The 24,051-nt window shown below is 57.5% G+C and carries 15 protein-coding genes; 12 read left to right on the top strand and 3 right to left on the bottom strand.

Features of this window, described 5'->3' with window-relative positions:
• Nucleotides 1-204: 204 nt before the first annotated feature.
• Complete coding sequence (locus L463_RS20270; RefSeq protein WP_017693852.1) at nt 205-651, top strand: hypothetical protein; 447 nt, start codon at nt 205-207, stop codon at nt 649-651.
• 187 nt (nt 652-838) lie between these two features.
• On the opposite strand, the gene yhgN is transcribed toward L463_RS20270, so the two are convergent.
• On the bottom strand, nt 839-1,432 hold the full coding sequence (yhgN, locus tag L463_RS20275; protein ID WP_003861574.1) for an NAAT family transporter YhgN: 594 nt from the start codon (nt 1,430-1,432) through the stop codon (nt 839-841).
• A 178-nt stretch (nt 1,433-1,610) separates the two neighbouring features.
• Here yhgN and asd point away from each other — a divergent pair, with 178 nt between their 5' ends.
• The 6 genes from asd to glgP all read left to right on the top strand — a co-directional run bounded on the left by asd (nt 1,611) and on the right by glgP (nt 12,322).
• Nucleotides 1,611-2,714: an aspartate-semialdehyde dehydrogenase gene (asd, locus tag L463_RS20280; RefSeq protein ID WP_032103637.1), complete on the top strand. Its 1,104-nt coding sequence runs from the start codon at nt 1,611-1,613 to the stop codon at nt 2,712-2,714.
• 239 nt (nt 2,715-2,953) lie between these two features.
• Entirely contained in the window at nt 2,954-5,140 is a 2,187-nt protein-coding gene (gene glgB / locus L463_RS20285; protein WP_017693853.1) for a 1,4-alpha-glucan branching enzyme, read from the top strand.
• Complete coding sequence (glgX, locus tag L463_RS20290; protein ID WP_032103636.1) at nt 5,137-7,110, top strand: glycogen debranching protein GlgX; 1,974 nt, start codon at nt 5,137-5,139, stop codon at nt 7,108-7,110. Before glgB ends, glgX begins: the two co-directional genes overlap by 4 nt.
• A 17-nt stretch (nt 7,111-7,127) precedes the next feature.
• A complete protein-coding gene (gene glgC / locus L463_RS20295; RefSeq protein WP_023295538.1) occupies nt 7,128-8,423 on the top strand; it encodes a glucose-1-phosphate adenylyltransferase in 1,296 nt (431 codons plus the stop codon).
• Nucleotides 8,423-9,856: a glycogen synthase GlgA gene (gene glgA / locus L463_RS20300; protein WP_017384140.1), complete on the top strand. Its 1,434-nt coding sequence runs from the start codon at nt 8,423-8,425 to the stop codon at nt 9,854-9,856. The genes glgC and glgA overlap by 1 nt, the downstream gene beginning before the upstream one ends.
• An 18-nt stretch (nt 9,857-9,874) precedes the next feature.
• Nucleotides 9,875-12,322, top strand: a complete 2,448-nt coding sequence (glgP, locus tag L463_RS20305) for a glycogen phosphorylase (RefSeq protein WP_032103634.1) — start codon at nt 9,875-9,877, stop codon at nt 12,320-12,322.
• A gap of 87 nt (nt 12,323-12,409) precedes the next feature.
• On the opposite strand, the gene glpD is transcribed toward glgP, so the two are convergent.
• Entirely contained in the window at nt 12,410-13,918 is a 1,509-nt protein-coding gene (gene glpD / locus L463_RS20310; protein WP_032103633.1) for a glycerol-3-phosphate dehydrogenase, read from the bottom strand.
• A 285-nt stretch (nt 13,919-14,203) separates the two neighbouring features.
• Here glpD and glpE point away from each other — a divergent pair, with 285 nt between their 5' ends.
• From glpE to L463_RS20325, 3 genes are read left to right on the top strand one after another with little or no spacing between them, the layout of a single operon-like run.
• A complete protein-coding gene (gene glpE / locus L463_RS20315) occupies nt 14,204-14,536 on the top strand; it encodes a thiosulfate sulfurtransferase GlpE (RefSeq protein ID WP_015571452.1) in 333 nt (110 codons plus the stop codon).
• A 47-nt stretch (nt 14,537-14,583) separates the two neighbouring features.
• Entirely contained in the window at nt 14,584-15,414 is an 831-nt protein-coding gene (gene glpG / locus L463_RS20320) for a rhomboid family intramembrane serine protease GlpG (protein ID WP_015571451.1), read from the top strand.
• A 16-nt stretch (nt 15,415-15,430) separates the two neighbouring features.
• Complete coding sequence (locus L463_RS20325; protein ID WP_017384141.1) at nt 15,431-16,189, top strand: DeoR/GlpR family transcriptional regulator; 759 nt, start codon at nt 15,431-15,433, stop codon at nt 16,187-16,189.
• 98 nt (nt 16,190-16,287) lie between these two features.
• Here the strand turns inward: L463_RS20325 and malT are convergent, their stop codons facing one another.
• Complete coding sequence (gene malT, locus L463_RS20330) at nt 16,288-18,993, bottom strand: HTH-type transcriptional regulator MalT (protein WP_017384142.1); 2,706 nt, start codon at nt 18,991-18,993, stop codon at nt 16,288-16,290.
• A gap of 572 nt (nt 18,994-19,565) precedes the next feature.
• On the opposite strand from malT, the gene malP reads away from it, so the two are divergent.
• Nucleotides 19,566-21,959 (top strand): maltodextrin phosphorylase, encoded by a 2,394-nt coding sequence (malP, locus tag L463_RS20335; RefSeq protein ID WP_015571448.1) that lies wholly within the window; start codon nt 19,566-19,568, stop codon nt 21,957-21,959.
• A 9-nt stretch (nt 21,960-21,968) separates the two neighbouring features.
• The gene (malQ, locus tag L463_RS20340) at nt 21,969-24,047 is read left to right on the top strand and encodes a 4-alpha-glucanotransferase (protein ID WP_032103651.1); all 2,079 of its coding nucleotides are present in this window, start codon (nt 21,969-21,971) and stop codon (nt 24,045-24,047) included.
• Nucleotides 24,048-24,051: the final 4 nt, after the last annotated feature.

Here is a 24,051-nt window from a genome sequence, read left to right as displayed (position 1 = left end):
GATTAGCCTCCTGAACTACCTCATCAGCGACACGAGTGTTATCGTGTCGTGCGCTTGGCTACACTCCAATGGTGGGCCAGGCGGGGGCGTCGCAAGACGCGCCGGTAGCTGATGAGGCCGGTAAGGCTAACCCTGTCTGGTTCCACCACCCGTGAGATTAGCCTCTCCAGTGGTGGATACACATTACTCATCAGAGGCTGTCTTATGACTACTACCCCTAACTTTTCTCACACTTTATTTACTACCCCATTCGATCACACCACTGATTTCACCGAACTGGCAGATAATTGCTCGCGGTTTGTCGACGTGCTGGTTGAATGTGACGATCCAACCCAGAAGATGGCGCTGTGCGGACGGCTCTCAGCCTGCCTCGCACTGCTTCAGCCTACGCTGCTTGAACCTGTTCCGGAATATTTAAAAGCCAGCCTGACGGTGGATGACCTGCCGCTGGACGTGCCGGTCTTCGAACCGGAAGTGGATCAGTTAGGGCGATATTGCCAGCTGTTAACGCAAATGCTGTTAGCGCATTCGCTGTCAGAAAGCGATGAAAGAGTCGCAGGAGATTTGTTGCAGGATTTAGTGGGGTTTTACAGTGATACGCTGAAAGCGCCGCGCTGGTTGCTCACAAAGGAAGGCATCGTGCCGCTGTAAAAAAACCGGGTGGCGCTTACGCTTACCCGGCCTACGGGACCAGAGTTTGTTGTAGGTCGGGTAAGGCGAAGCCGCCACCCGACAAAATAAGACCTCTGCGGCCTGATGCCCTCACCCCGGCCCTCTCCCACGGGGAGAGGGGGCAAACACTAAAAACGGCAATCTAAGATTACCGTTTTGCTTTTACCTACCCTTTCATCCATGCCCGGATCCCGTCCAGGAACATCTGCGTCGCCATCATCACCAGAATCAGCCCCATCAGGCGCTCCAGCGCGTTCACCCCTTTCTCACCCAGCAGGCGCAGGAACAGCGACGACTGCAACAGGATAATAAACGTCCCGCCCCAGGCGATCAGCAGGGCAATCACCAGATGGCTCATCTGATTCGGATACTGATGCGACAGCAGCATCAGCGTCGCCAGAATCGTTGGCCCGGCGACCAGCGGAATTGCCAGCGGCACGATAAACGGCTCTTCACCCGCAGGCAGGCCGCTGCTGCTGCCCTCCGCGCTCGGGAAAATCATCTTAATAGCAATCAGGAACAAAATGATCCCGCCGGAAATGGAGACCGTTTCGGCGCGTAAGTTCAGGAAAGCGAGGATTTTTTCACCGGCGAACAGGAAGATAAACATCACCAGCAGGGCGATGAGCAGCTCGCGGATCATGATCGCCCGGCGGCGCTTCGGCTCGGTATGCTTCAGCACCGACATGAAGATCGGCAGATTACCGAGCGGATCCATAATCAGGATCAATAAAACCGCTGCGGAAATGATTTCACTCATCTTAAATTATCCCTGATACTTATTGTGGTCATTGCGATGATTAGCACTTTTTCTGATTGCCGGGCAATCATCGATTAATTTCGCTTGCGACTTTGGCAGCATTTTGTAATGTGAAGCATATCCCAGTTCAATACTGGCTTGCACAATCAGCACACACCCCTTGCAGGAAAAAAATGCTATGAAAAACGTTGGTTTTATCGGCTGGCGCGGTATGGTCGGCTCTGTACTCATGCAACGCATGGTTGAAGAGCGCGATTTCGACGCCATCCGCCCGGTCTTCTTCTCCACTTCCCAGCTCGGCCAGGCTGCACCGTCCTTTGGGGGTACCACAGGCACGTTGCAGGATGCTTACGATCTGGAAGCGCTGAAGGCACTCGACATTATTGTGACCTGCCAGGGCGGCGATTATACCAACGAAATCTATCCGAAGCTGCGTGAAAGCGGCTGGCAGGGCTACTGGATTGATGCGGCCTCTTCGCTTCGCATGAAAGACGATGCCATCATTATTCTTGACCCGGTTAACCAGGGCGTGATTACCGACGGCCTGAACAACGGCGTGAAAACCTTTGTTGGCGGTAACTGCACCGTCAGCCTGATGCTGATGTCCCTCGGCGGCCTGTTCGCACAGGATCTGGTGGAGTGGGTCTCCGTGGCGACCTACCAGGCGGCCTCCGGCGGCGGCGCGCGTCATATGCGTGAGCTGCTGACCCAGATGGGCCAGCTGCACCAGAGCGTCGCTGCCGAGCTGGCAGACCCGGCGTCCGCCATCCTCGACATCGAGCGTAAAGTCACTCAGCTCACCCGCAGCGGCGAGCTGCCGGTGGATAACTTTGGCGTACCGCTGGCCGGTGGCCTGATCCCGTGGATCGACAAACAGCTGGATAACGGCCAGACCCGCGAAGAGTGGAAGGGCCAGGCTGAGACCAACAAAATCCTCGGCTCCGCGAACACCATTCCGGTTGACGGTCTGTGCGTGCGTATCGGCGCGCTGCGCTGCCACAGCCAGGCCTTTACCATTAAACTGAAAAAAGATGTGTCTATTCCGACCGTGGAAGAGCTGCTGGCCGCACACAACCCGTGGGCGAAAGTGGTGCCAAACGATCGCGATATCACCATGCGCGAACTGACCCCGGCAGCCGTTACCGGCACGCTGACCACCCCGGTTGGTCGTCTGCGCAAGCTGAACATGGGGCCGGAGTACCTCTCCGCGTTCACCGTTGGCGATCAGCTGCTGTGGGGTGCAGCCGAGCCGCTGCGCCGCATGCTGCGCCAGCTGGCGTAATAATTTGTTAAACACGGGGGGTGATTGTCACCCCCTTTTTTTGCGTACTACATGGAGTAAAACGCAGATGTCTTATTTTTTATCAGGAGGACCCACGACGTTGGCTATGCTTTAAGGAAGATTTATTTCTCACCTGAGGGTAGGGCGGAGCAGAGAGGATTAACTGCACCGTTTAGGTCACATTAAAAGTCGTCCCGGAGCGCGTAAAAAGGGCGACATAAAAAAACAGGATGAACACCATGTCCGATCGTATTTCGAGAGACGTGATTAATGCGCTTATTGCGGGTCACTTTGCCGACCCCTTTTCTGTGCTAGGGATGCACCGTACAGAGGCCGGACTGGAAGTTCGGGCGCTGTTACCGGATGCAACAGAAGTGTGGGTTATCGAACCCAAAACCGGCCGCAAGGTAGGTAATCTGGAATGCCTCGACTCGCGTGGCTTCTTCTCGGGCGTCATGCCCCGCCGTAAAAATCCTTTTCGTTATCAGCTTGCCGTTATCTGGCACGGTCAGCAAAACCTGATTGACGATCCCTATAGCTTCGGCCCGCTCTTAAAAGAGATGGACGCCTGGCTGCTGTCCGAAGGGACCCATTTACGCCCCTACGAAACGCTGGGTGCCCATGCGGATACCATGGACGGTATCACCGGCACGCGTTTTGCCGTATGGGCGCCAAACGCCCAGCGCGTCTCCGTCGTCGGGCAGTTCAACTACTGGGACGGTCGTCGTCACCCCATGCGCCTGCGCCGGGAAACCGGCATCTGGGAGCTGTTTATCCCCGGCGCGCACAACGGTCAGCTCTACAAATTCGAGATGATCGATGCCAACGGCAAGCTGCGCATTAAATCCGACCCGTACGCCTTTGAGGCAGAACTACGCCCGAATACCGCCTCGCTGATTTGCGGCCTGCCGGAGAAGGTTGTCCAGAGTGAGGAGCGCAAGCAGGCCAACCGCTTTGATGCGCCAATCTCCGTCTATGAAGTGCATCTCGGCTCGTGGCGTCGCCACACCGATAACAACTTCTGGCTGAGCTATCGCGAGCTGGCGGACCAGCTGGTGCCGTACGCCAAATGGATGGGCTTTACCCATCTGGAGCTGCTGCCGATCAACGAACACCCATTTGACGGCAGCTGGGGCTATCAGCCAACCGGGTTGTATGCGCCCACGCGCCGCTTCGGCACGCGCGATGACTTCCGCTATTTCATCGATGCCGCGCACGCCGCCGGGCTGAACGTGATCCTCGACTGGGTGCCGGGCCACTTCCCGTCGGATGATTTTGCGCTGGCAGAGTTCGACGGCACAAAGCTGTACGAGCACAGCGACCCGCGCGAAGGCTATCACCAGGACTGGAATACGCTGATCTATAACTACGGTCGCCGTGAAGTATCGAACTACCTGGTCGGGAACGCGCTGTACTGGATCGAACGTTTCGGCATTGATGCCCTGCGCGTGGATGCGGTGGCGTCGATGATCTACCGCGACTACAGCCGCAAAGAGGGGGAGTGGATCCCGAACGAGTATGGCGGCCGTGAAAACCTGGAAGCGATTGAGTTTCTGCGCAACACCAACCGCATTATCGGCGAGCAGGTGGAAGGCGCCGTGACCATGGCGGAAGAGTCCACCGACTTCCCGGGCGTTTCCCGTCCACCGGCAATGGGCGGCCTGGGCTTCTGGTACAAGTGGAACCTCGGCTGGATGCACGACACGCTCGACTACATGAAGCTCGACCCGGTTTATCGTCAGTATCACCACGATAAGCTCACCTTCGGGCTGCTCTACAACTACACCGAAAACTTCATGCTGCCGCTGTCGCACGATGAAGTGGTGCACGGCAAGAAATCCATTCTCGACCGCATGCCGGGGGACGCGTGGCAGAAGTTTGCCAACCTGCGCGCTTACTACGGCTGGCTGTTTGCTTTCCCGGGCAAAAAACTGCTGTTTATGGGCAACGAATTTGCGCAGGGGCGCGAATGGAACCACGATACCAGCCTTGACTGGCATCTGCTGGAAGGCGCGGACAACTGGCACCACGGCGTACAGCGTCTGGTCCGTGACCTGAACCTGACCTATCGCCACCACAAAGCGCTGCACGAGCTGGACTTCGATCCGTACGGCTTTGAGTGGCTGGTGGTGGACGACCACGAGCGCTCGGTGTTTGTCTTTGTGCGCCGCGACAAGGCGGGTAACGAGATCATTGTCGCCAGCAACTTCACGCCGGTGCCGCGCGAACACTATCGCTTCGGCATTAACCAGCCGGGCAAATGGCGCGAAATTCTCAATACCGACTCCATGCACTACCACGGCAGCAACGCGGGTAACGGTGGCCTGGTGCAGAGCGATGCGATTGAAAGCCACGGTCGTCCGAACTCCCTGAGCCTGACGCTGCCGCCGCTGAGCACCATCTGGCTGGTGCGGGAGGGCGAATGACGCAGCTCTCGGCAGGTAAACCCGAACCGCTCGGGGCGAGTTTTGACGGAAAGGGGGTGAACTTCACGCTCTTTTCTGCCCATGCGGAGCGGGTGGAACTCTGTGTGTTTGACGGGGAAGGTAACGAGCATCGTTACGATTTACCGGCGCGCACGGGGGATACCTGGCATGGCTACCTGACCGGAGGACGGCCGGGGATGCACTACGGTTTTCGCGTACACGGCCCCTGGGAGCCCTCTCAGGGGCACTGGTTTAACCCGGCGAAGCTGCTGATTGACCCGTGCGCGCACCGCGTGGACGGTGAGTTTAAAGATGACTCGCTGTTCCACGTTGGCTACGGCGAACCTGACCACCGCGACAGCGCGCCCGTCGCGCCCAAAAGCGTGGTGGTGCACGATCTCTACGACTGGGAAGACGATGCCCCGCCGCGCACGCCGTGGGGCAACACCGTTATTTATGAAGCCCACGTTAAAGGGCTGACATATCTGCACCCGTCAATCCCTAAAGAGATGCGCGGCACCTACAAAGCGCTTGGGCATCCGACGATGGTCGCGTACCTGAAGCACTTAGGGATCACCGCGCTGGAGCTGTTGCCCGTGGCGCATTTCGCCAGCGAGCCGCGGCTACAGCGTCTTGGGTTAAGCAACTACTGGGGCTACAACCCGCTGGCGATGTTCGCCCTCGACCCGCGCTACGCGGTGCAGCCGGAGAAGGCACGGGATGAGTTTCGCGATGCGGTGAAGGCGCTTCACGCGGCGGGTATCGAGGTCATTCTGGACGTGGTGCTGAACCACAGTGCGGAAAGCGATCTTGACGGCCCGACGCTCTCACAGCGCGGAATCGATAACCGTAGCTATTATTGGATCAGGGACGACGGCGATTACGAGAACTGGACCGGGTGCGGTAACACCCTCAACCTCAGTCATCCGGCCGTTACGCATTACGCGTACGAGTGCCTGAAATACTGGGTTGAGACGTTCCACGTGGACGGTTTTCGCTTCGACCTGGCGCCGGTGATGGGGCGCACCCCGGCGTTCAGCCAGCAGGCGCCGCTGTTTGAGGCCATCAAAAACTGCCCGGTGCTCTCAAAGGTTAAGCTGATCGCGGAGCCCTGGGACATCGGAGAGGGCGGTTATCAGGTGGGGAATTTCCCGCCGCTGTTTGCCGAGTGGAACGACCACTTCCGCGATGCCATCCGCCGCTTCTGGCTGACGCGCGATCTGTCGCTGGGGGAGTTTGCCGGTCGCTTTGCCGGCTCCAGCGATCTCTTCAAGCGTGACGGCAAACGTCCGTCGGCCACCATTAACCTGCTGACGGCACACGACGGTTTTACGCTGCGCGACTGCGTTTGTTTCAATCAGAAACACAATGAGGCAAACGGCGAGGAGAATCGCGATGGGACTAACAATAACCATAGCTTCAACCATGGTATAGAAGGGTTAGGCGGAAGTCTGGATGTGATCGAGCGGCGACGCGCCAGCGTTCATGCGCTGCTGACGACGCTTTTGTTGTCGCAGGGCACGCCGATGCTGCTGGCGGGCGATGAGCACGGCCACAGCCAGCACGGCAACAACAACGCCTATTGCCAGGACAACACCCTGACCTGGCTCGACTGGGGAGAAGCGAATAGCGGGCTGACCCATTTCACCGCGGCGCTGATCCATCTTCGCCAGCGCATCCCCGCGCTCACCGCCGACCGCTGGTGGGAAGAGGGCGACGGAAACGTTCGCTGGCTGAATAAAGACGCGCAACCGTTAAGCGCGCAAGAGTGGCAACACGGCATACCCTGTCTGCAAATCCTGCTTTCGGATGCGTGGCTGGTGACGCTGAACGCGACGGATGACGTCGCAGAGATTGTTTTACCTGACGGGGAATGGCGAGCCATTCCTCCCTTTGCCGGAGCGGATAATCCGGTTGTTATGGCTGTCTGGCACGGGCCTGCGCACGGAGTGTGCGTATTCCAAAGATGATAAAAAAGGAGTTAGTCATGGTTAGATTAGAGAAGAACGATCCGTTAATGTTGGCGCGCCAGCTACCATTAAAAACAGTTGCCCTGATACTCGCGGGCGGGCGTGGTACCCGTCTGAAAGATTTGACCATCAAGCGCGCCAAACCGGCCGTTCACTTTGGTGGTAAGTTCCGTATTATCGATTTTGCACTTTCCAACTGCCTGAACTCAGGCATTCGCCGTATTGGCGTCATTACCCAGTATCAGTCGCACACGCTGGTGCAGCACATTCAGCGCGGCTGGTCATTCTTCAGCGAAGAGATGAACGAATTTGTCGATCTGCTCCCGGCGCAGCAGCGCGTTCATGGGGAGAACTGGTACCGCGGCACGGCGGATGCCGTGACCCAGAACCTCGACATCATTCGTCGCTACAACGCGGAATACATCGTTATCCTCGCCGGGGACCACATCTACAAGCAAGATTACTCCCACATGCTAATCGACCACGTCGAAAAAGGGGCGCGCTGCACCGTGGCGTGTCTGCCGGTGCCTGTTGCGGAAGCAACCGCGTTTGGCGTGATGCATGTAGATGGCGACGACAAGATTATCGACTTTGTCGAAAAGCCGGCGAACCCGCCAACCATGCCGGGCGACGACACCAAATCGCTCGCCAGCATGGGGATCTATGTCTTTGATGCCGATTATCTTTATGAACTGCTGGAAGAGGACGACAAAGACGAAAACTCCAGCCACGACTTCGGTAAAGACATCATCCCGAAAATCACCAAAGCTGGCATGGCGTATGCACATCCCTTCCCGCTGTCCTGCGTGCAGTCCGATCCGAATGCGGAGCCTTACTGGCGCGATGTGGGAACGCTGGAAGCGTACTGGAAAGCCAACCTCGATCTGGCGTCCGTCACGCCTGAGCTGGATATGTACGACCAGAACTGGCCGATTCGCACGCATATGGAATCGTTGCCGCCGGCGAAGTTCGTTCAGGATCGCTCCGGCAGCCACGGCATGACGCTCAACTCGCTGGTCTCTGGCGGTTGCATTATCTCCGGTTCGGTGGTGGTGCAGTCCGTGCTGTTCCCGCGCGTGCGTATAAACTCATTCTGTAATATCGATTCGGCAGTTCTGCTGCCGGATGTCTGGGTAGGGCGCTCATGTCGTCTGCGTCGCTGCGTTATCGATCGTGCCTGCATCATTCCCGAAGGGATGGTGATTGGGGAAAACGCGGAAGAAGATGCGCGTCGTTTCTACCGTTCGGAAGAGGGGATCGTGTTAGTAACACGGGAAATGTTGCGGAAGCTGCAAATCAAACAGGAGCGATGATGCAGGTTTTACACGTATGTTCTGAGATGTTCCCGTTGTTAAAAACGGGCGGCCTGGCGGATGTTCTTGGTGCATTACCAGCGGCGCAAATCGCCGGAGGGGTGGATACCCGCGTGTTGTTGCCCGCTTTTCCGGATATCCGGCGCGGTATTCCCGATGCAAAGGTTGTTACCCGTCGCGAGACCTTCGCGGGACGTATCACCCTGCTGTTTGGACATTACAATGGCGTAGGGATTTACCTGATTGATGCCCCGCATTTATACGATCGACCCGGCAGCCCGTATCACGATACCAACCTGTACGCCTATACCGATAACGTGATGCGCTTTGCCCTGCTCGGCTGGGTGGGGGCGGAAATGGCCGTCGGACTGGATCCGTTCTGGCGTCCGAACGTGGTGCACGCGCATGACTGGCATGCGGGGCTGGCTCCTGCGTATCTGGCGGCGAAGGGGCACCCGGCCAAATCGGTGTTTACGGTGCACAACCTGGCGTATCAGGGCATGTATTACGCGCATCATATGAATGACATCGATCTGCCATGGTCGTTCTTTAACATGCACGGACTGGAGTTTAACGGACAGATTTCGTTCCTGAAGGCGGGTCTGTACTACGCCGACCACATCACGGCGGTCAGCCCAACCTACGCGCGGGAAATTACTCAGCCGGAGTTCGGTTACGGTATGGAAGGGCTGCTGCAACAGCGCCACCGTGAAGGTCGTCTGTCGGGCATTCTGAACGGCGTGGATGAACAGATCTGGAATCCGGAAACGGACCTCCTGCTGGCGGCGCGCTATGGTCGCGACTCCGTGGAGGACAAAGCGGAGAACAAGCGCCAGCTACAGATTGCGATGGGGCTGAAGGTCAACGACAAGGTGCCGCTGTTTGCGGTGGTCAGCCGCCTGACCAGCCAGAAAGGGCTGGATCTGGTGCTGGAAGCGCTGCCGGGATTACTGGAGCAGGGCGGCCAGCTGGCGCTGCTCGGCGCGGGCGACCCGGTATTGCAGGAAGGTTTCCTTGCGGCCGCGGCGGAACATCCGGGGCAGGTGGGCGTGCAGATTGGCTATCACGAAGCGTTCTCGCACCGCATCATGGGCGGCGCGGACGTGATTCTGGTGCCGAGCCGCTTCGAGCCCTGCGGCCTGACGCAGCTCTATGGTCTGAAATACGGCACGTTGCCGCTGGTACGCCGCACGGGCGGGCTGGCGGATACGGTGTCTGACAGCTCCCTGGAAAACCTGGCGGACGGTATCGCCAGCGGGTTTGTTTTCGAGGACAGTAATGCCTGGTCGCTGCTTCGGGCGATCCGGCGTGCTTTCGTCTTGTGGTCCCGTCCATCCCTGTGGCGTTACGTACAACGTCAGGCGATGTCCATGGACTTTGGCTGGCACGTTGCGGCGCAGTCCTACCGCGACCTTTATCAACGCTTGATGTAACGAGGCGAAGTTACTGATATGAATGCTCCATTTAGCTACTCTTCCCCCACGCTCAGCGTTGAGGCTTTGAAACACTCCATCGCCTATAAGCTGATGTTTACCATTGGGAAAGATCCCGTTATTGCCAACAAACATGAGTGGCTGAACGCCACGCTGTTTGCGGTGCGTGACCGTATGGTCGAACGCTGGCTGCGCTCCAACCGCGCCCAGCTTTCGCAGGAGACGCGACAGGTGTATTACCTGTCGATGGAGTTTCTGATTGGTCGCACCCTCTCCAATGCGCTGTTATCGCTCGGGATTTATGACGACGTCAAAAACGCACTGGAAGAGATGGGGCTGGATTTAGAAGAGCTGATTGACGAAGAGAACGACCCGGGGCTGGGTAACGGTGGTCTCGGGCGTCTTGCCGCCTGTTTCCTCGATTCACTGGCGACGCTGGCGCTGCCGGGGCGCGGCTACGGTATTCGCTACGACTACGGTATGTTCAAGCAGAATATCGTGGATGGTCGTCAGAAAGAGTCTCCAGACTACTGGCTGGAGTACGGTAACCCGTGGGAGTTCAAGCGCCACAACACGCGCTACAAGGTGCGTTTTGGCGGGCGTATTCAGCAGGAAGGGAAAAAATCCCGCTGGGTGGAAACCGAGGAGATCCTCGCCGTGGCCTATGACCAGATCATCCCCGGCTACGACACCGATGCGACCAATACGCTGCGCCTGTGGAACGCGCAGGCCAGTAGCGAGATCAACCTGGGTAAATTCAACCAGGGTGACTACTTCGCGGCGGTGGAAGATAAAAACCACTCCGAGAATGTGTCACGCGTCCTGTATCCGGATGACTCGACCTACTCAGGCCGCGAGCTGCGCCTGCGTCAGGAGTATTTCCTCGTCTCGGCAACGATTCAGGATATCCTTAGCCGTCACTATCAGCTGCACAAAACCTATGCGAATCTGGCGGAAAAAACCGCCATTCACCTCAACGATACCCATCCGGTGCTGTCGATCCCTGAGCTGATGCGCCTGCTGATTGACGAGCATAAGTTCAGCTGGGATGACGCGTTTGAAGTAACCTGCCAGGTGTTCTCGTACACCAACCATACGCTGATGAGTGAAGCGCTGGAGACGTGGCCGGTGGATATGCTCGGCAAAATTCTGCCGCGCCATCTGCAAATCATCTTCGAGATCAACGACTACTTCCTCAAGACCTTGCAGGAGCAGTACCCGAACGATACCGGTCTGCTGAGCCGCGCCTCGATCATTGATGAATCCAACGGGCGTCGCGTACGCATGGCCTGGCTGGCGGTGGTGATCAGCCACAAGGTGAACGGCGTGTCAGAGCTGCACTCGAACCTGATGGTGCAGTCGCTGTTTGCGGACTTCGCGAAGATCTTCCCGACGCGTTTCTGCAACGTGACCAACGGCGTCACCCCGCGCCGCTGGCTGGCGCTGGCGAACCAGCCGCTCTCCGACGTTCTGGATGAGAACATTGGCCGCACCTGGCGCACCGATTTGAGCCAGCTGAGCGAGCTGGAGCAGCACATTGATTTCCCGACGGTGAATAAAGCGGTACGGGAAGCCAAGCTGCTGAACAAGAAGCGTCTGGCGGTCTGGCTGGCGATGCATCTGAACGTGGTGGCGAACCCGAAAGCGCTGTTTGACGTGCAGATCAAACGTATCCACGAGTACAAGCGTCAGCTGATGAATGTCCTGCACGTTATTACCCACTACAACCGCATTAAGGCTGACCCGACGGCGGAGTGGGTGCCGCGCGTGAAAATCTTTGCCGGTAAGGCGGCGTCCGCGTACTACATGGCGAAGCACATCATTCATCTCATCAACGATGTGGCGAAGGTGGTGAATCACGATCCGGACATTGGCGATAAGCTGAAGGTCGTGTTTATCCCGAACTACAGCGTAAGCCTGGCGCAGCTGATTATTCCGGCGGCGGATCTCTCTGAGCAGATTTCCACGGCGGGGACGGAAGCATCCGGCACCAGTAACATGAAGTTTGCCCTGAACGGCGCGCTGACTATCGGCACGCTGGACGGCGCAAATGTCGAAATGCTGGAGCATGTGGGCGCGGAGAATATCTTTATTTTCGGGAATACGGCGGAAGAGGTGGAGGCGCTGCGCAAGCAGGGCTACTCGCCGCGTGAGTATTATGAAGAGGATGAAGAGTTACGCCAGGTGCTGACGCAAATCGCCACCGGCGTGTTTAACCCTGAGGAGCCCGGACGCTATCGCGATCTGGTGGACTCGCTGATTAACTTTGGCGATCACTATCAGGTGCTGGCGGATTACCGCAGCTACGTGGATTGTCAGGATAAGGTGGACGAACTGTACCGTCAGCAGGAGAAGTGGACCAGCGCCGCGATGCATAACATCGCCAACATGGGATACTTCTCGTCGGACAGGACCATCAAAGAGTATGCCGAGAATATCTGGCATATTGATCCGGTGCGGTTGTAAAAACAAAGCCCGGTGGCGCTGCGCTTACCGGGCCTACGGGATCGAGTAGGCCGGGTAAGGCGGAGCCGCCACCCGGCTTTTTTTCAATTACGACGCCAACGACAGTTCACGCTTTCCCGCATGCTGCTGCAACCATTGCGCCACGCGAGACTGCTGCTCGGCATTCAGCCACATCCCTTCTTTAGTACGACGCCAGATAGCATCGTCCAGACGGCGCACCCACTCGTGTTCCACCAGGTAGCGCAGTTCCGCTTCGTACAGCTCATGGCCAAAATGCTCGCCCAGATCGGCAATCTCTTTCGCCTCGCCGAGGAACAGTTCGGTGTTGCTGCCGTAGGTGCGGGCATAGTGGCGCGCCATTCCTTCGGTAATGAACGGGAAGCGGCGACGCAGCTTCGCGGCGTAATCGTCGCGGTTATCGCCGATATCGCCGCCAGGCAGCACGGCGCCTTTCGTCCACGCCGGGCCGATGCCTTTGTAATACGGCGCCAGTTTCTCCAGCGCGTGCTCCGCCAGTTTACGGTAGGTGGTGAGCTTACCGCCAAATACCGACAGCAGGGGCGCCTGACCGTCCACGTCATGAATATCAAGCGTATAGTCACGGGTGATGGCCTGCGGTGAGTCAGACTCGTCATCACACAGCGGACGCACGCCGGAGTAGGTCCAGACCACGTCATCGCGCGCCAGCTGTTTCTTAAAGTGCGCGTTGTACACTTTCAACAGGTAGCTGACTTCACTCTCGTCGATCTCAACGTTTTTCGGATCGCCTTTGTACTCTACGTCGGTGGTGCCGATGATGGAGAACTCGTCCATCCACGGGATCACAAACACAATGCGCTTGTCTTCATTTTGCAGGATATAAGCCTGTTTCTGGGTATGCACGCGCGGCACCACAATGTGGCTGCCCTTGATCAGGCGGATGCCGTACGGAGAAGGCAGGTGCATACCGTCATCGAAGAACTGTTTTACCCACGGGCCGGTGGCGTTCACCAGGCCGCGCGCTTTCCAGCTAAACTTCTTACCGGTATCCACGTCTTCCGCTTCCACAATCCACAGGCCGTTTTCGCGGCGTGCGGCGGTCGCGCGGGTACGGGTTTTTACCTCGCCGCCTTTCTTCTCGACCATCTGCGCGTTAGCCAGCACCAGACGCGCATCGTCCACCCAGCAGTCGGAATATTCGAAACCGCGCACGATTTCAGGCTTAAGAACCGACTCTGAGCCAAAACGCAAACCAGTCGAACCCGGCAGGCTGGTGCGTTTACCCAGATGATCGTACATAAACAGACCAATGCGGATCATCCACGCCGGACGCAGATGCGGGCGATGAGGCAGACGGAAACGCATCGGGATCGCCAGATGCGGAGCCATTTTCAGCAGTACTTCGCGTTCGGCCAGCGCTTCGCTGACCAGGCGGAATTCGTAGTGTTCCAGGTAGCGCAGGCCACCGTGGATCAGCTTGGAGCTGGCGGACGACGTCGCGCAGGCGAGATCGTTAGCTTCCAGCATCAGCACGGATAAACCGCGTCCTGCGGCATCAACCGCAATACCGGCACCGTTGATGCCACCGCCTATCACAATCAGATCTTTGGTTTCCATAACACCCTCATGCACTTTCGTTAAAGCTCAAAAATGTTCGATATCGCTCATAATAGCAAAGGAACGCGCTTTTGGTAACATCAAAAAAACAATTTAGAGTGATATGGATAACATAATGGCGTTTACCCGCCGCCAGGACGTACACTACGGGGTAAAATAGTGCGGTCTGATGCCCTCACCCCAGCCCTCTCCCACGGGGAGAGGGTGATCCGTTTCCCTCTCCCTCAGGGAGAGGGTAGGGTGAGGGGAAAACCGCACCACACCTGAATATAAGATGAGAACACCATGGATCAGTTTGAATGTATTAACGTAGAAGAAGCCCATCAGAAGATGCACCAGGGACAAGCGGTGCTGGTGGATATCCGCGATCCGCAGAGCTTTGCGATGGGCCACACGCCGGGCGCGTTCCATCTCACCAACGACACGCTGGGCGCGTTTATGCGCGATAACGACTTCGATACCCCGGTGATGGTGATGTGCTATCACGGCAACAGCAGTAAAGGCGCGGCGCAGTATCTGCTCCAGCAGGGTTACGACGCGGTGTACAGCGTCGATGGCGGCTTCGATGCCTGGCATCGTCATTTCCCGGCAGAAGTTGAATACGCGTTTGAGCGCTGATCCCGCTATACTGTCCCCTTTTGTGTGGAAATAAGCGACCGCTGCCCATGTTGATGATCACCTCTTTTAGCAACCCGCGCGTCGCCCAGGCGTTTGTCGACTATATGGCGACGCAGGGCATTATCCTGACTATTCAGCAGCATACACAGACGGATGTCTGGCTGGCAGACGAAAGCCAGGCCGGCCGCGTGAACGACGAGCTTGCGCGTTTTCTGGAAAACCCGGGCGACCCGCGTTATCTGGCGGCAAGCTGGCAATCCGGCCAGACCGGCAGTGGCCTGCACTATCAACGTTTTCCGTTTCTCGCCACCCTGCGCGAGCGCGCAGGACCGTTTACGCTGCTTTTGATGGCAGCCTGCATCATCGTCTTCATTATTATGAGCGTGGTGGGCGACCAGAGCGTGATGATTGCCCTCGCATGGCCGTACGATCCCTCCCTGCAATTTGACGTCTGGCGCTACTTCACCCATGCGCTGATGCACTTCTCGGTGATGCATATCCTCTTTAACCTGCTGTGGTGGTGGTATCTCGGCGGGGCGGTGGAGAAGCGGCTCGGCAGCGGCAAGCTGATTGTGATCACCCTTATCAGCGCCCTGTTAAGCGGCTACGTGCAGCACAAATTCAGCGGTCCATGGTTTGGCGGGTTATCCGGCGTGGTGTACGCCCTGATGGGTTACGCCTGGCTCAGAGGCGAGCGCGACCCGGATAGCGGCATCTATTTACAACGTGGATTAATAACCTTTGCGTTAATATGGCTTATTGCCGGATGGTTTGATCTGTTTGGTATGTCTATCGCCAATGGTGCGCACGTTACCGGCCTGGCGGTTGGGCTGGCGATGGCGCTGGCCGATACGCTCCATGCGCGAAAACGAACATAATTCCCAGGGATATTTCATGAAACAAACACAACGTCATGACGCCATTATCGAACTGGTAAAAAAACAGGGATACGTCAGTACTGAAGAGCTGGTGGAGCAGTTTGCCGTCAGCCCGCAAACCATCCGTCGTGACCTCAACGACCTGGCCGATCAGAACCGTATTCTGCGTCACCACGGCGGCGCCGCACTGCCGTCCAGCTCGGTGAACACCTCATGGCATGACCGTAAGGCGACGCAAACGGCAGAGAAAGAGCGTATCGCCCGTAAAGTGGCGAGCCAGATCCCGAACGGCGCGACGCTGTTTATTGATATCGGCACCACGCCGGAAGCGGTCGCCCATGCGCTGCTGAACCACGAGAACCTGCGCGTGGTGACCAACAACCTGAACGTGGCCAACACGTTGATGCAGAAAGACGATTTCCGCATCATCCTCGCGGGCGGCGAACTGCGCAGCCGCGACGGGGGCATTATCGGCGAAGCGACGCTCGATTTTATCTCTCAGTTCCGCCTCGACTTCGGCATTCTGGGGATCAGCGGCATCGATAGCGACGGCTCGCTGCTGGAGTTTGATTACCACGAGGTGCGCACCAAGCGCGCGATCATTGAAAACTCACGTCACGTGATGCTGGTGGTGGACCACTCCAAATTTGGCCGTAACGCGATGGTCAACATGGGCAGCATCAGCATGGTGGATGCGGTTTACACCGACGTAATGCCACCGGCGGGCGTGATGCAGGTAATTAAGGATAACAATTTGCAGCTGGAATTGTGCTAGCGGTTGTGTCGGGTGGCGCTGCGCTTACCCGACCTACAAAATTTTCTCCCTCTCCCTGTGGGAGAGGGCCGGGGTGAGGGCATCAGACCGCAGAGGAATTACACTCCATATCCCATCATCTTCAACAGCTGCTGCGCATGCTGCACCGCATCCTGTCGATGCGCTACGCCCAGCTTCTGATACAGATTGCGAATGTGCGTTTTGATGGTGGTCGCCGCCACCGCCAGCTCACCGGCAATCTGCTCGTTGCTGTAGCCGGAATAGATCAGCCCCAGCACCTGCCATTCACGCTGGGTGAGCGGGCTGGTGCGGATAAGCTCCGGCACTTCCGGATGGTTCAGCAGACGTTCAACAAAGTTCTCATCGAAGTGCGCAAACTTGTGGCGGTGGTGCTGGTTAATCTCGCGCAGAATGCGCTGGGCGCGATGCTGATCGAGTTCTGGCAGCGTGTTGAGCTGAATCAGCTGGCGCAGCTGCTGGGCCATCACTTCACCCTCAATCACAAAGTGGCTGATAAACCCGGTGCGGTTCGCCAGCTGTAACGCTTCCAGCAGTACGCGCTGGGCATCGTTTTTACGGCCCGCCTGCCAGTAAAGCTGGTTTAACAGCAGCAGGTTGCGGTTTAAATCGCTCATCAGGCGCAGGCTGCGGGCGTTTTCGTTTAACTCTTCCAGCACAATCTCGGCAGGCTCAAAGTCACCCAGCAGGATCTGCACGCGAGCGATGTTGCGCCACTGGCTTTGCAGGAAGTGGTTATTGGCAAATTCCGGTTTAGGCGTATGACGCAGCCAGTTGGCGGCGGACTTTTTATCGCCGGTCATCTGCCAGTAAATCACCCGCACCTTATCGGCGTTGGACACCCAGTCGCTATGGTACTGCCCGTTGCCGAGCAGGTTTTCCAGGCGGTTAAGATGGTTGCGGGCATTATCCAGGTCGCCGCGCGCCAGCGAGCACTGCACCAGCAGAGCCAGACACTGGAGCTGCTGCTGCGGCTGGAAGCTCGAAAGGACATTCAGACCCTGGCGGGCGCTGCTTTCTGCTTCATCCAGACGCGACCATGCCCACAGCAGCTGAGCGCGAATACGCAACAGGAACTCGTGCATCGGCAGCTGTTCCAGATGCTGTTCACGGATCAGCTGGAACGCTTTCTCCTGGTTTTCCCAGGCGGCTTGCAGGAACCCCTGAGCAAATAAAATCTCGCTTTGCTGGATCAGGCTCCAGAGGGCGTAATGCCAGACATCGTGGCGGCGCGCCATCTGTTCGGTTTGCTGCATGAGTGAAAGCGAACGCGTGAGATCGCCCTTACAGTGCAGCACTTCGCCGTGTACCGAGGTGGCGACAATACGGCTGTAAAAATTCGCCAGCGGCAGCTCATCCAGCGCGACCATCGCCAGCCGTTCGGCTTCCTCAGGGTCACCGTCGTTAATCGCCACCTGCGCACGCAGGGCGTTAAATTCGCCATGCAGGGTGGTATCCATCTCGCTTTCCATCTCCTGTTCGGCGCGCGCCAGCAGGGTGTTCACTTCGCTGTAGCGATGCTGGCTCTGCATCAGCCAGGCCTGGAGCAGCACCAGACGCGGATTCTCCAGCAGGCTTTCCCACGGCAGCGCTTTTAACGACTCTTCCAGCAGCGTCAGTTCACTGTGGTTGAACAGTCCCCACGCGTGGTTGAGCAGAATATCGCGCAGCATACCGGCATCCCCGGCGGCCAGCGCATGGTGGATAGCCTCGCTCGGGAAACCTTGCGCCATCCAGCTTTCGGCGGCGGCGCGGTGAATGTCAGGCAGCTCTGCGGCCAGTTCCCACTGGCAACGCTGGCGCAGGAAGCTGCCAAACAGCGGATGGTAGCTAAACCATTCGCCGGGATCGTCCATGCGCGTCAGGAACAGACCCTGACGTTCAATCTCTTCGAGCTGAAGCTGCCCGTTTTCAATGCCGGTGACGCGTACAATCAGCGCATCGTTCATGGAACGCAGCAGGGAGCTTTTCAGCAGGAAATGGCGGGTGGAGAGGTCAACGCTGTCGAGTACCTCATCCACCAGATAATCCGACAGGTGGCTGGCGTTGATGCCCGCCAGGCGGCGTGCGGACTGATGCGTCGGGCTGTTGTTTTGCCGCGCGGAGAGGGCAATCAGCTGAAGCGCCGTGGCCCAGCCGGCAACGTCATCGCACAGGCGGCTGCTTTCCGACGCCTCAATCGGAGACGTCAGGCGGCAGTCAAAGAACTGCTTCGCTTCCTGATGGGTAAAGGCCAGCTGCTGACTGCCGATTTCCAGCAGCTGATCGCGCACGCGCAGGTTGGCAATGCCCAACTGCGGAAGGTTACGCGACAGGACAACCAGCGTCAGGTTTTCCGGCTGATGGCGCAGGAAGAAACGCATGGACTCGTGAATAACCGGGTTGGTGATCAGATGATAATCATCAATCACCACATACAGCGGGCGATGCCATTCGGCCAGCTCGATAAACAGCTGGGAGAAAAGAGAGGACAGGCTGGCGTACTGGCGCTTTTGCACCATCACCTCGCTGGTGACGCAGTGTCCGTTGGTTGCCTGCTGAATCGCGGCAATTAAATAGCTGGCAAAACGCTCCTGCTGGTTATCCCCTTCATCCAGGGAGTACCAGCCAAGATCGCTTTTACCTGCCGCCCATTGCGAAATGAGCGTTGTTTTTCCATAACCCGCAGGACTCGTAACCAGCGCCAGTCGGAAATTATGCGCACCGGAAAGTTTAGCCAGCAGGCGCTCGCGGACCACAGTATGGTCAAGACGAACCGGGCGACTTAATTTGGACGGAATCAACATAGTTTTCACTTCACTGTGGGGAACGAGAGAATTTATTTTTTTTGCGCTTCGTAATTAATATCTATAAGTTCGGCCAATAGAGGAACTATTGCAAGTTATGTCTGGGTTTGGAGGCTCTGAATTTGCACTCTGTCACAAAACATTCTCATCACTGATGGAACTTTCCGTAAATGGCTGGATGCCGCGCTGCTTCTGGCTTGTCTGCATAAGTCGCGGTTGCGCTGAAACTGGTTTCAGAAAGAGATAATGACGCTGAAGTTAATTAACTTCGGGGAAAGTTGCATCGGCTTAATAGGGGTGCTGAATAATCCCGACGCGCGGAAATATTATTCTACGTAAGTAATCATTTCAGCGATGATTAATTTCCTCCGAAACTGCATTTCATTTCTTTGACGCTCTTCCGGGATCGCTTTTTCCGCGAAGCGCACACTCACACAGTGGCCTCGATCACACTTTTATGCTCATCCCCGCTACTCCTCCCTGTCTAATCCCCGACAGGAGGAGGAAGAGGCGCAATGAGCCAGGCACACTAGCGTTAAATGTTTTTACTCTCTACAGGATGCCGATTCCCTATGTCACAGCCTACTTTCAACAAAGCTCAATTTCAGGCTGCCCTGACGCGTCAGTGGCAGCGTTTTGGCCTTCATGCTGCAAACGAAATGACGCCTCACCAGTGGTGGCAGGCGGTGAGCGGGGCGCTCGCAGAGCAGCTGGACGCTCAGCCTGTGACGAAGCCCGTGAAAGGCCAGCGTCACGTCAACTACATTTCAATGGAGTTCCTGATTGGCCGTCTGACGGGTAACAATCTGCTGAACCTTGGCTGGTATCAGGAGGTCGGTGACGTGCTGAAAGAACACGACATCAACCTGACCGATCTGCTGGAAGAAGAGATTGATCCGGCGCTGGGTAACGGCGGTCTGGGACGTCTGGCAGCCTGCTTCCTGGATTCCATGGCAACCGTGGGCCAGTCGGCGATTGGCTATGGCCTGAACTATCAGTACGGCCTGTTTCGTCAGTCATTTGCCGACGGCCATCAGATGGAAGCGCCAGACGACTGGCACCGCAATACTTATCCGTGGTTCCGCCACAACGCGCAGCTGGATGTGCAGGTCGGGATTGGCGGGAAAGTCACGAAGCAGGGGCTCTGGGAACCGGCGTTCACCATTACCGGTGAAGCCTGGGATCTGCCGGTACTCGGCTACCGTAACGGCGTGGCGCAGCCGCTGCGTCTGTGGCAGGCGAAGCACGCGCATCCGTTTAACCTGACCAAATTCAACGACGGTGATTTCCTGCGCGCCGAGCAGCAGGGGATCGATGCCGAGAAGCTGACCAAAGTCCTCTACCCGAACGACAACCATCTGGCGGGTAAAAAGCTGCGTCTGATGCAGCAGTACTTCCAGTGCGCCTGCTCCGTGGCGGATATTCTGCGTCGCCACCACCTGGCGGGCCGCAAGCTGGCTCAGCTGCCGGACTTCGAAGTTATTCAGCTTAACGACACGCATCCGACCATTGCGATCCCGGAGCTGCTGCGCGTGCTGATCGACGAGCATCAGCTGAGCTGGGACGACGCCTGGGCCATCACCAGCCGCACCTTCGCCTACACCAACCACACCCTGATGCCGGAAGCGCTCGAGTGCTGGGATGAGAAGCTGGTGAAAACGCTGCTGCCGCGCCATATGCAGATCATCAACAAGATTAACGACCAGTTCAAAACGCTGGTGGAGAAAACCTGGCCGGGCGATAAGGCCGTCTGGGCGAAGCTGGCCGTTGTGCACGACAAGCAGGTGCGCATGGCGAACATGTGCGTGGTCAGCGGCTTTGCGGTGAACGGCGTTGCCGCGCTGCACTCGGATCTGGTGGTGAAAGATCTCTTCCCGGAATACCACCAGCTGTGGCCGACCAAATTCCATAACGTGACCAACGGCATCACGCCGCGTCGCTGGATTAAGCAGTGCAACCCGCTGCTGGCCGGCCTGCTGGACAAGACCCTGAAGAAAGAGTGGGCCAACGACCTGGACCAGCTCATCAACCTGGAAAAACAGGCCGACAACGCGAAGTTCCGCGAGCAGTACCGCGCCATTAAGCTGGAGAACAAGGTTCGTCTGGCCGAGTTTGTGAAAATGCGCACCGGAATTGAGATCAACCCGAATGCGATTTTCGATATCCAGATCAAACGACTGCACGAGTACAAACGTCAGCACCTGAACCTGCTGCACATTCTGGCGCTGTACAAAGAGATCCGCGAGAACCCGCAGGCCGACCGCGTCCCGCGCGTGTTCCTGTTCGGTGCGAAAGCGGCGCCGGGCTACTACCTGGCGAAAAACATTATCCTTGCCATTAATAAAGTGGCGGCGGCGATCAACAGCGATCCGAAAGTGGGCGACAAGCTGAAGGTGGTGTTCCTGCCGGACTACTGCGTTTCTGCGGCTGAAATGCTGATCCCGGCGGCGGATATTTCCGAGCAGATCTCTACCGCCGGTAAAGAAGCGTCCGGTACCGGCAACATGAAGCTGGCCCTGAACGGCGCGCTGACCGTCGGCACGCTGGACGGTGCGAACGTCGAAATCGCCGAGAAGGTCGGCGAAGAGAACATCTTTATCTTCGGCCATACTGTTGAAGAAGTGAAAGCCATCAAAGCCAAAGGGTACGACCCGGTGAAATGGCGTAAAAAAGATAAAGTGCTGGATGCGGTGCTCAAAGAGCTGGAAAGCGGGAAGTACAGCGACGGCGACAAGCACGCGTTTGACCAGATGCTGCACAGCATGGACAAACAGGGCGGCGACCCGTACCTGGTGATGGCTGACTTCTCGGCTTACGTTGAAGCGCAGAAGCAGGTCGACGTGCTGTATCGCGACCAGGATGCCTGGACCCGCGCGTGTATCCTGAACACCGCGCGCTGCGGTATGTTCAGCTCTGACCGCTCAATCCGTGATTATCAGGCTCGTATCTGGCAGGCAAAACGCTAAGGAAGCGCGATGGAGAGTAAACGTCTGGACAGTGCCGCGCAGGCGGCGGGAATTAGCCTCAGTTACATCAATGCGCACGGCAAACCGCAGTCTATTGGTGCGGACACCAAAAGACGTTTGCTGGATGCCATGCACAAAACCGACGCGAAAGCGTCGGGTGCGCCGGTGCCGAACGTCAAGGTCTTTACCGCGGGCAAAAAGATGCCGCTGGCGGTGGAGGGGCGCGGCGAGTTCAGCTGGCTGCTCACCACCGAAGAGGGGCATCAGCACAAAGGCCATGCCACCGGCGGCAAAACCCTCAACCTTCCGGCGAAGCTGCCGGAGGGCTACCACACGCTTACGCTGACCCGGGACGACCAGCGTTTTCACTGTCGGGTGATTGTGGCGCCAAAGCGCTGCTATGAGCCGCAGGCGCTGCGTGAAGGCAAAAAGCTGTGGGGCGCCTGCGTGCAGCTCTATACCCTGCGTTCGGACAGCAACTGGGGCATTGGTGATTTTGGCGACCTGAAAAAGATGCTGGCATCTGTTGGTGAGCGCGGCGGCGCGTTCATCGGCCTCAACCCGATCCACGCCCTCTATCCGGCGAATCCGGAAAGCGCCAGCCCGTACAGCCCGTCTTCCCGTCGCTGGCTGAACGTGATTTACATCGACGTTAACGCGTTAGACGATTTCAAAAACAGCAAAGAGGCGCAGGCGTGGTGGAAGCTTGAGACCACGCAACAGCTGCTGAAACAGGCCCGCGATGCGGACTGGGTTGATTACGCCTCCGTTACCGCGCTGAAAATGGCGGCTCTGCGTCTGGCCTGGAAGGGCTTTGCGAAGCGTGACGACGAGCAGATGGCAGCCTTCCGCCAGTTTGTGATGCAGGAAGGTGAGAGCCTTTACTGGCAGGCAGCGTTTGATGCGCTGCATGCGTATCAGGTTCAGGAGGACGAGATGCGCTGGGGCTGGCCGGTGTGGCCGGAAGCGTATCAGTCCGTGGATACCCCGGAAGTGAAGGCATTCTGTGAGACGCATGCCGACGAGGTGGATTTCTATCTCTGGTTGCAGTGGCTGGCGTACAGCCAGTTTGCCGCCTGCTGGCAGGTGAGCCAGGGCTATAACATGCCGATCGGGTTGTATCGCGATCTGGCTGTCGGCGTGGCGGAAGGCGGGGCGGAAACCTGGTGTGACCGCGAGCTTTACTGCCTGAAATCTTCTGTGGGGGCGCCGCCGGATATTCTGGGCCCGCTTGGTCAGAACTGGGGCTTACCGCCGATGGATCCGCACGTGATGGCGGCGCGTGCCTACGAGCCGTTTATCGACCTGCTGCGCGCTAACATGAAGAACTGCGGTGCGTTGCGTATCGACCACGTGATGTCCGTGCTGCGCCTGTGGTGGATCCCGTACGGTGAAACGGCTGACCACGGGGCGTACGTGCAGTATCCGGTGGACGACCTGCTCTCAATTCTCGCGCTGGAGAGTAAACGTCATCAGTGCATGGTGATTGGCGAAGATCTCGGTACCGTGCCGGTGGAAATTGTCAGCAAGCTCCGCGACAGCGGGGTTTACTCCTACAAAGTGCTCTATTTTGAAAACGACCATGAGAAAACCTTCCGCGCGCCGAAAGCGTACCCTGAACAGTCAATGGCAGTCGCGACGACGCATGATCTTCCTACGCTCAGAGGCTACTGGGAAAGCGGCGACCTGACGCTCGGCAAAACGCTGGGTCTCTACCCGGATGAAGAGGTTCTGCGTGGGCTGTATCAGGATCGCGAGCTGGCGAAGCAGGGGCTGCTGGATGCGCTGCATAAGCATGGCTGTCTGCCGAAGCGCGCCGGGCATAAGGCGTCGCTGATGTCGATGACGCCAACGCTTAACCGTGGCTTACAGCGCTATATTGCCGACAGCAACAGCGCGTTGCTCGGTCTGCAACCGGAAGACTGGATTGATATGGCGGAGCCGGTAAACATCCCCGGCACCAGCTATCAGTACAAAAACTGGCGTCGCAAGCTGTCCACAACGCTTGAAGCGATGTTCGCCGATGACGGGGTGAACAGGTTGATTAAGGATTTGGATAAACGGCGAAAAGCAGCCGCGAAGAAGTGATAAA

The organism is Enterobacter sp. BIDMC 27, from assembly GCF_000534415.1.
Taxonomy (GTDB): Bacteria; Pseudomonadota; Gammaproteobacteria; order Enterobacterales; family Enterobacteriaceae; genus Enterobacter; species Enterobacter hormaechei_C.
This window is presented reverse-complemented; position numbering and strand designations above follow the sequence as displayed.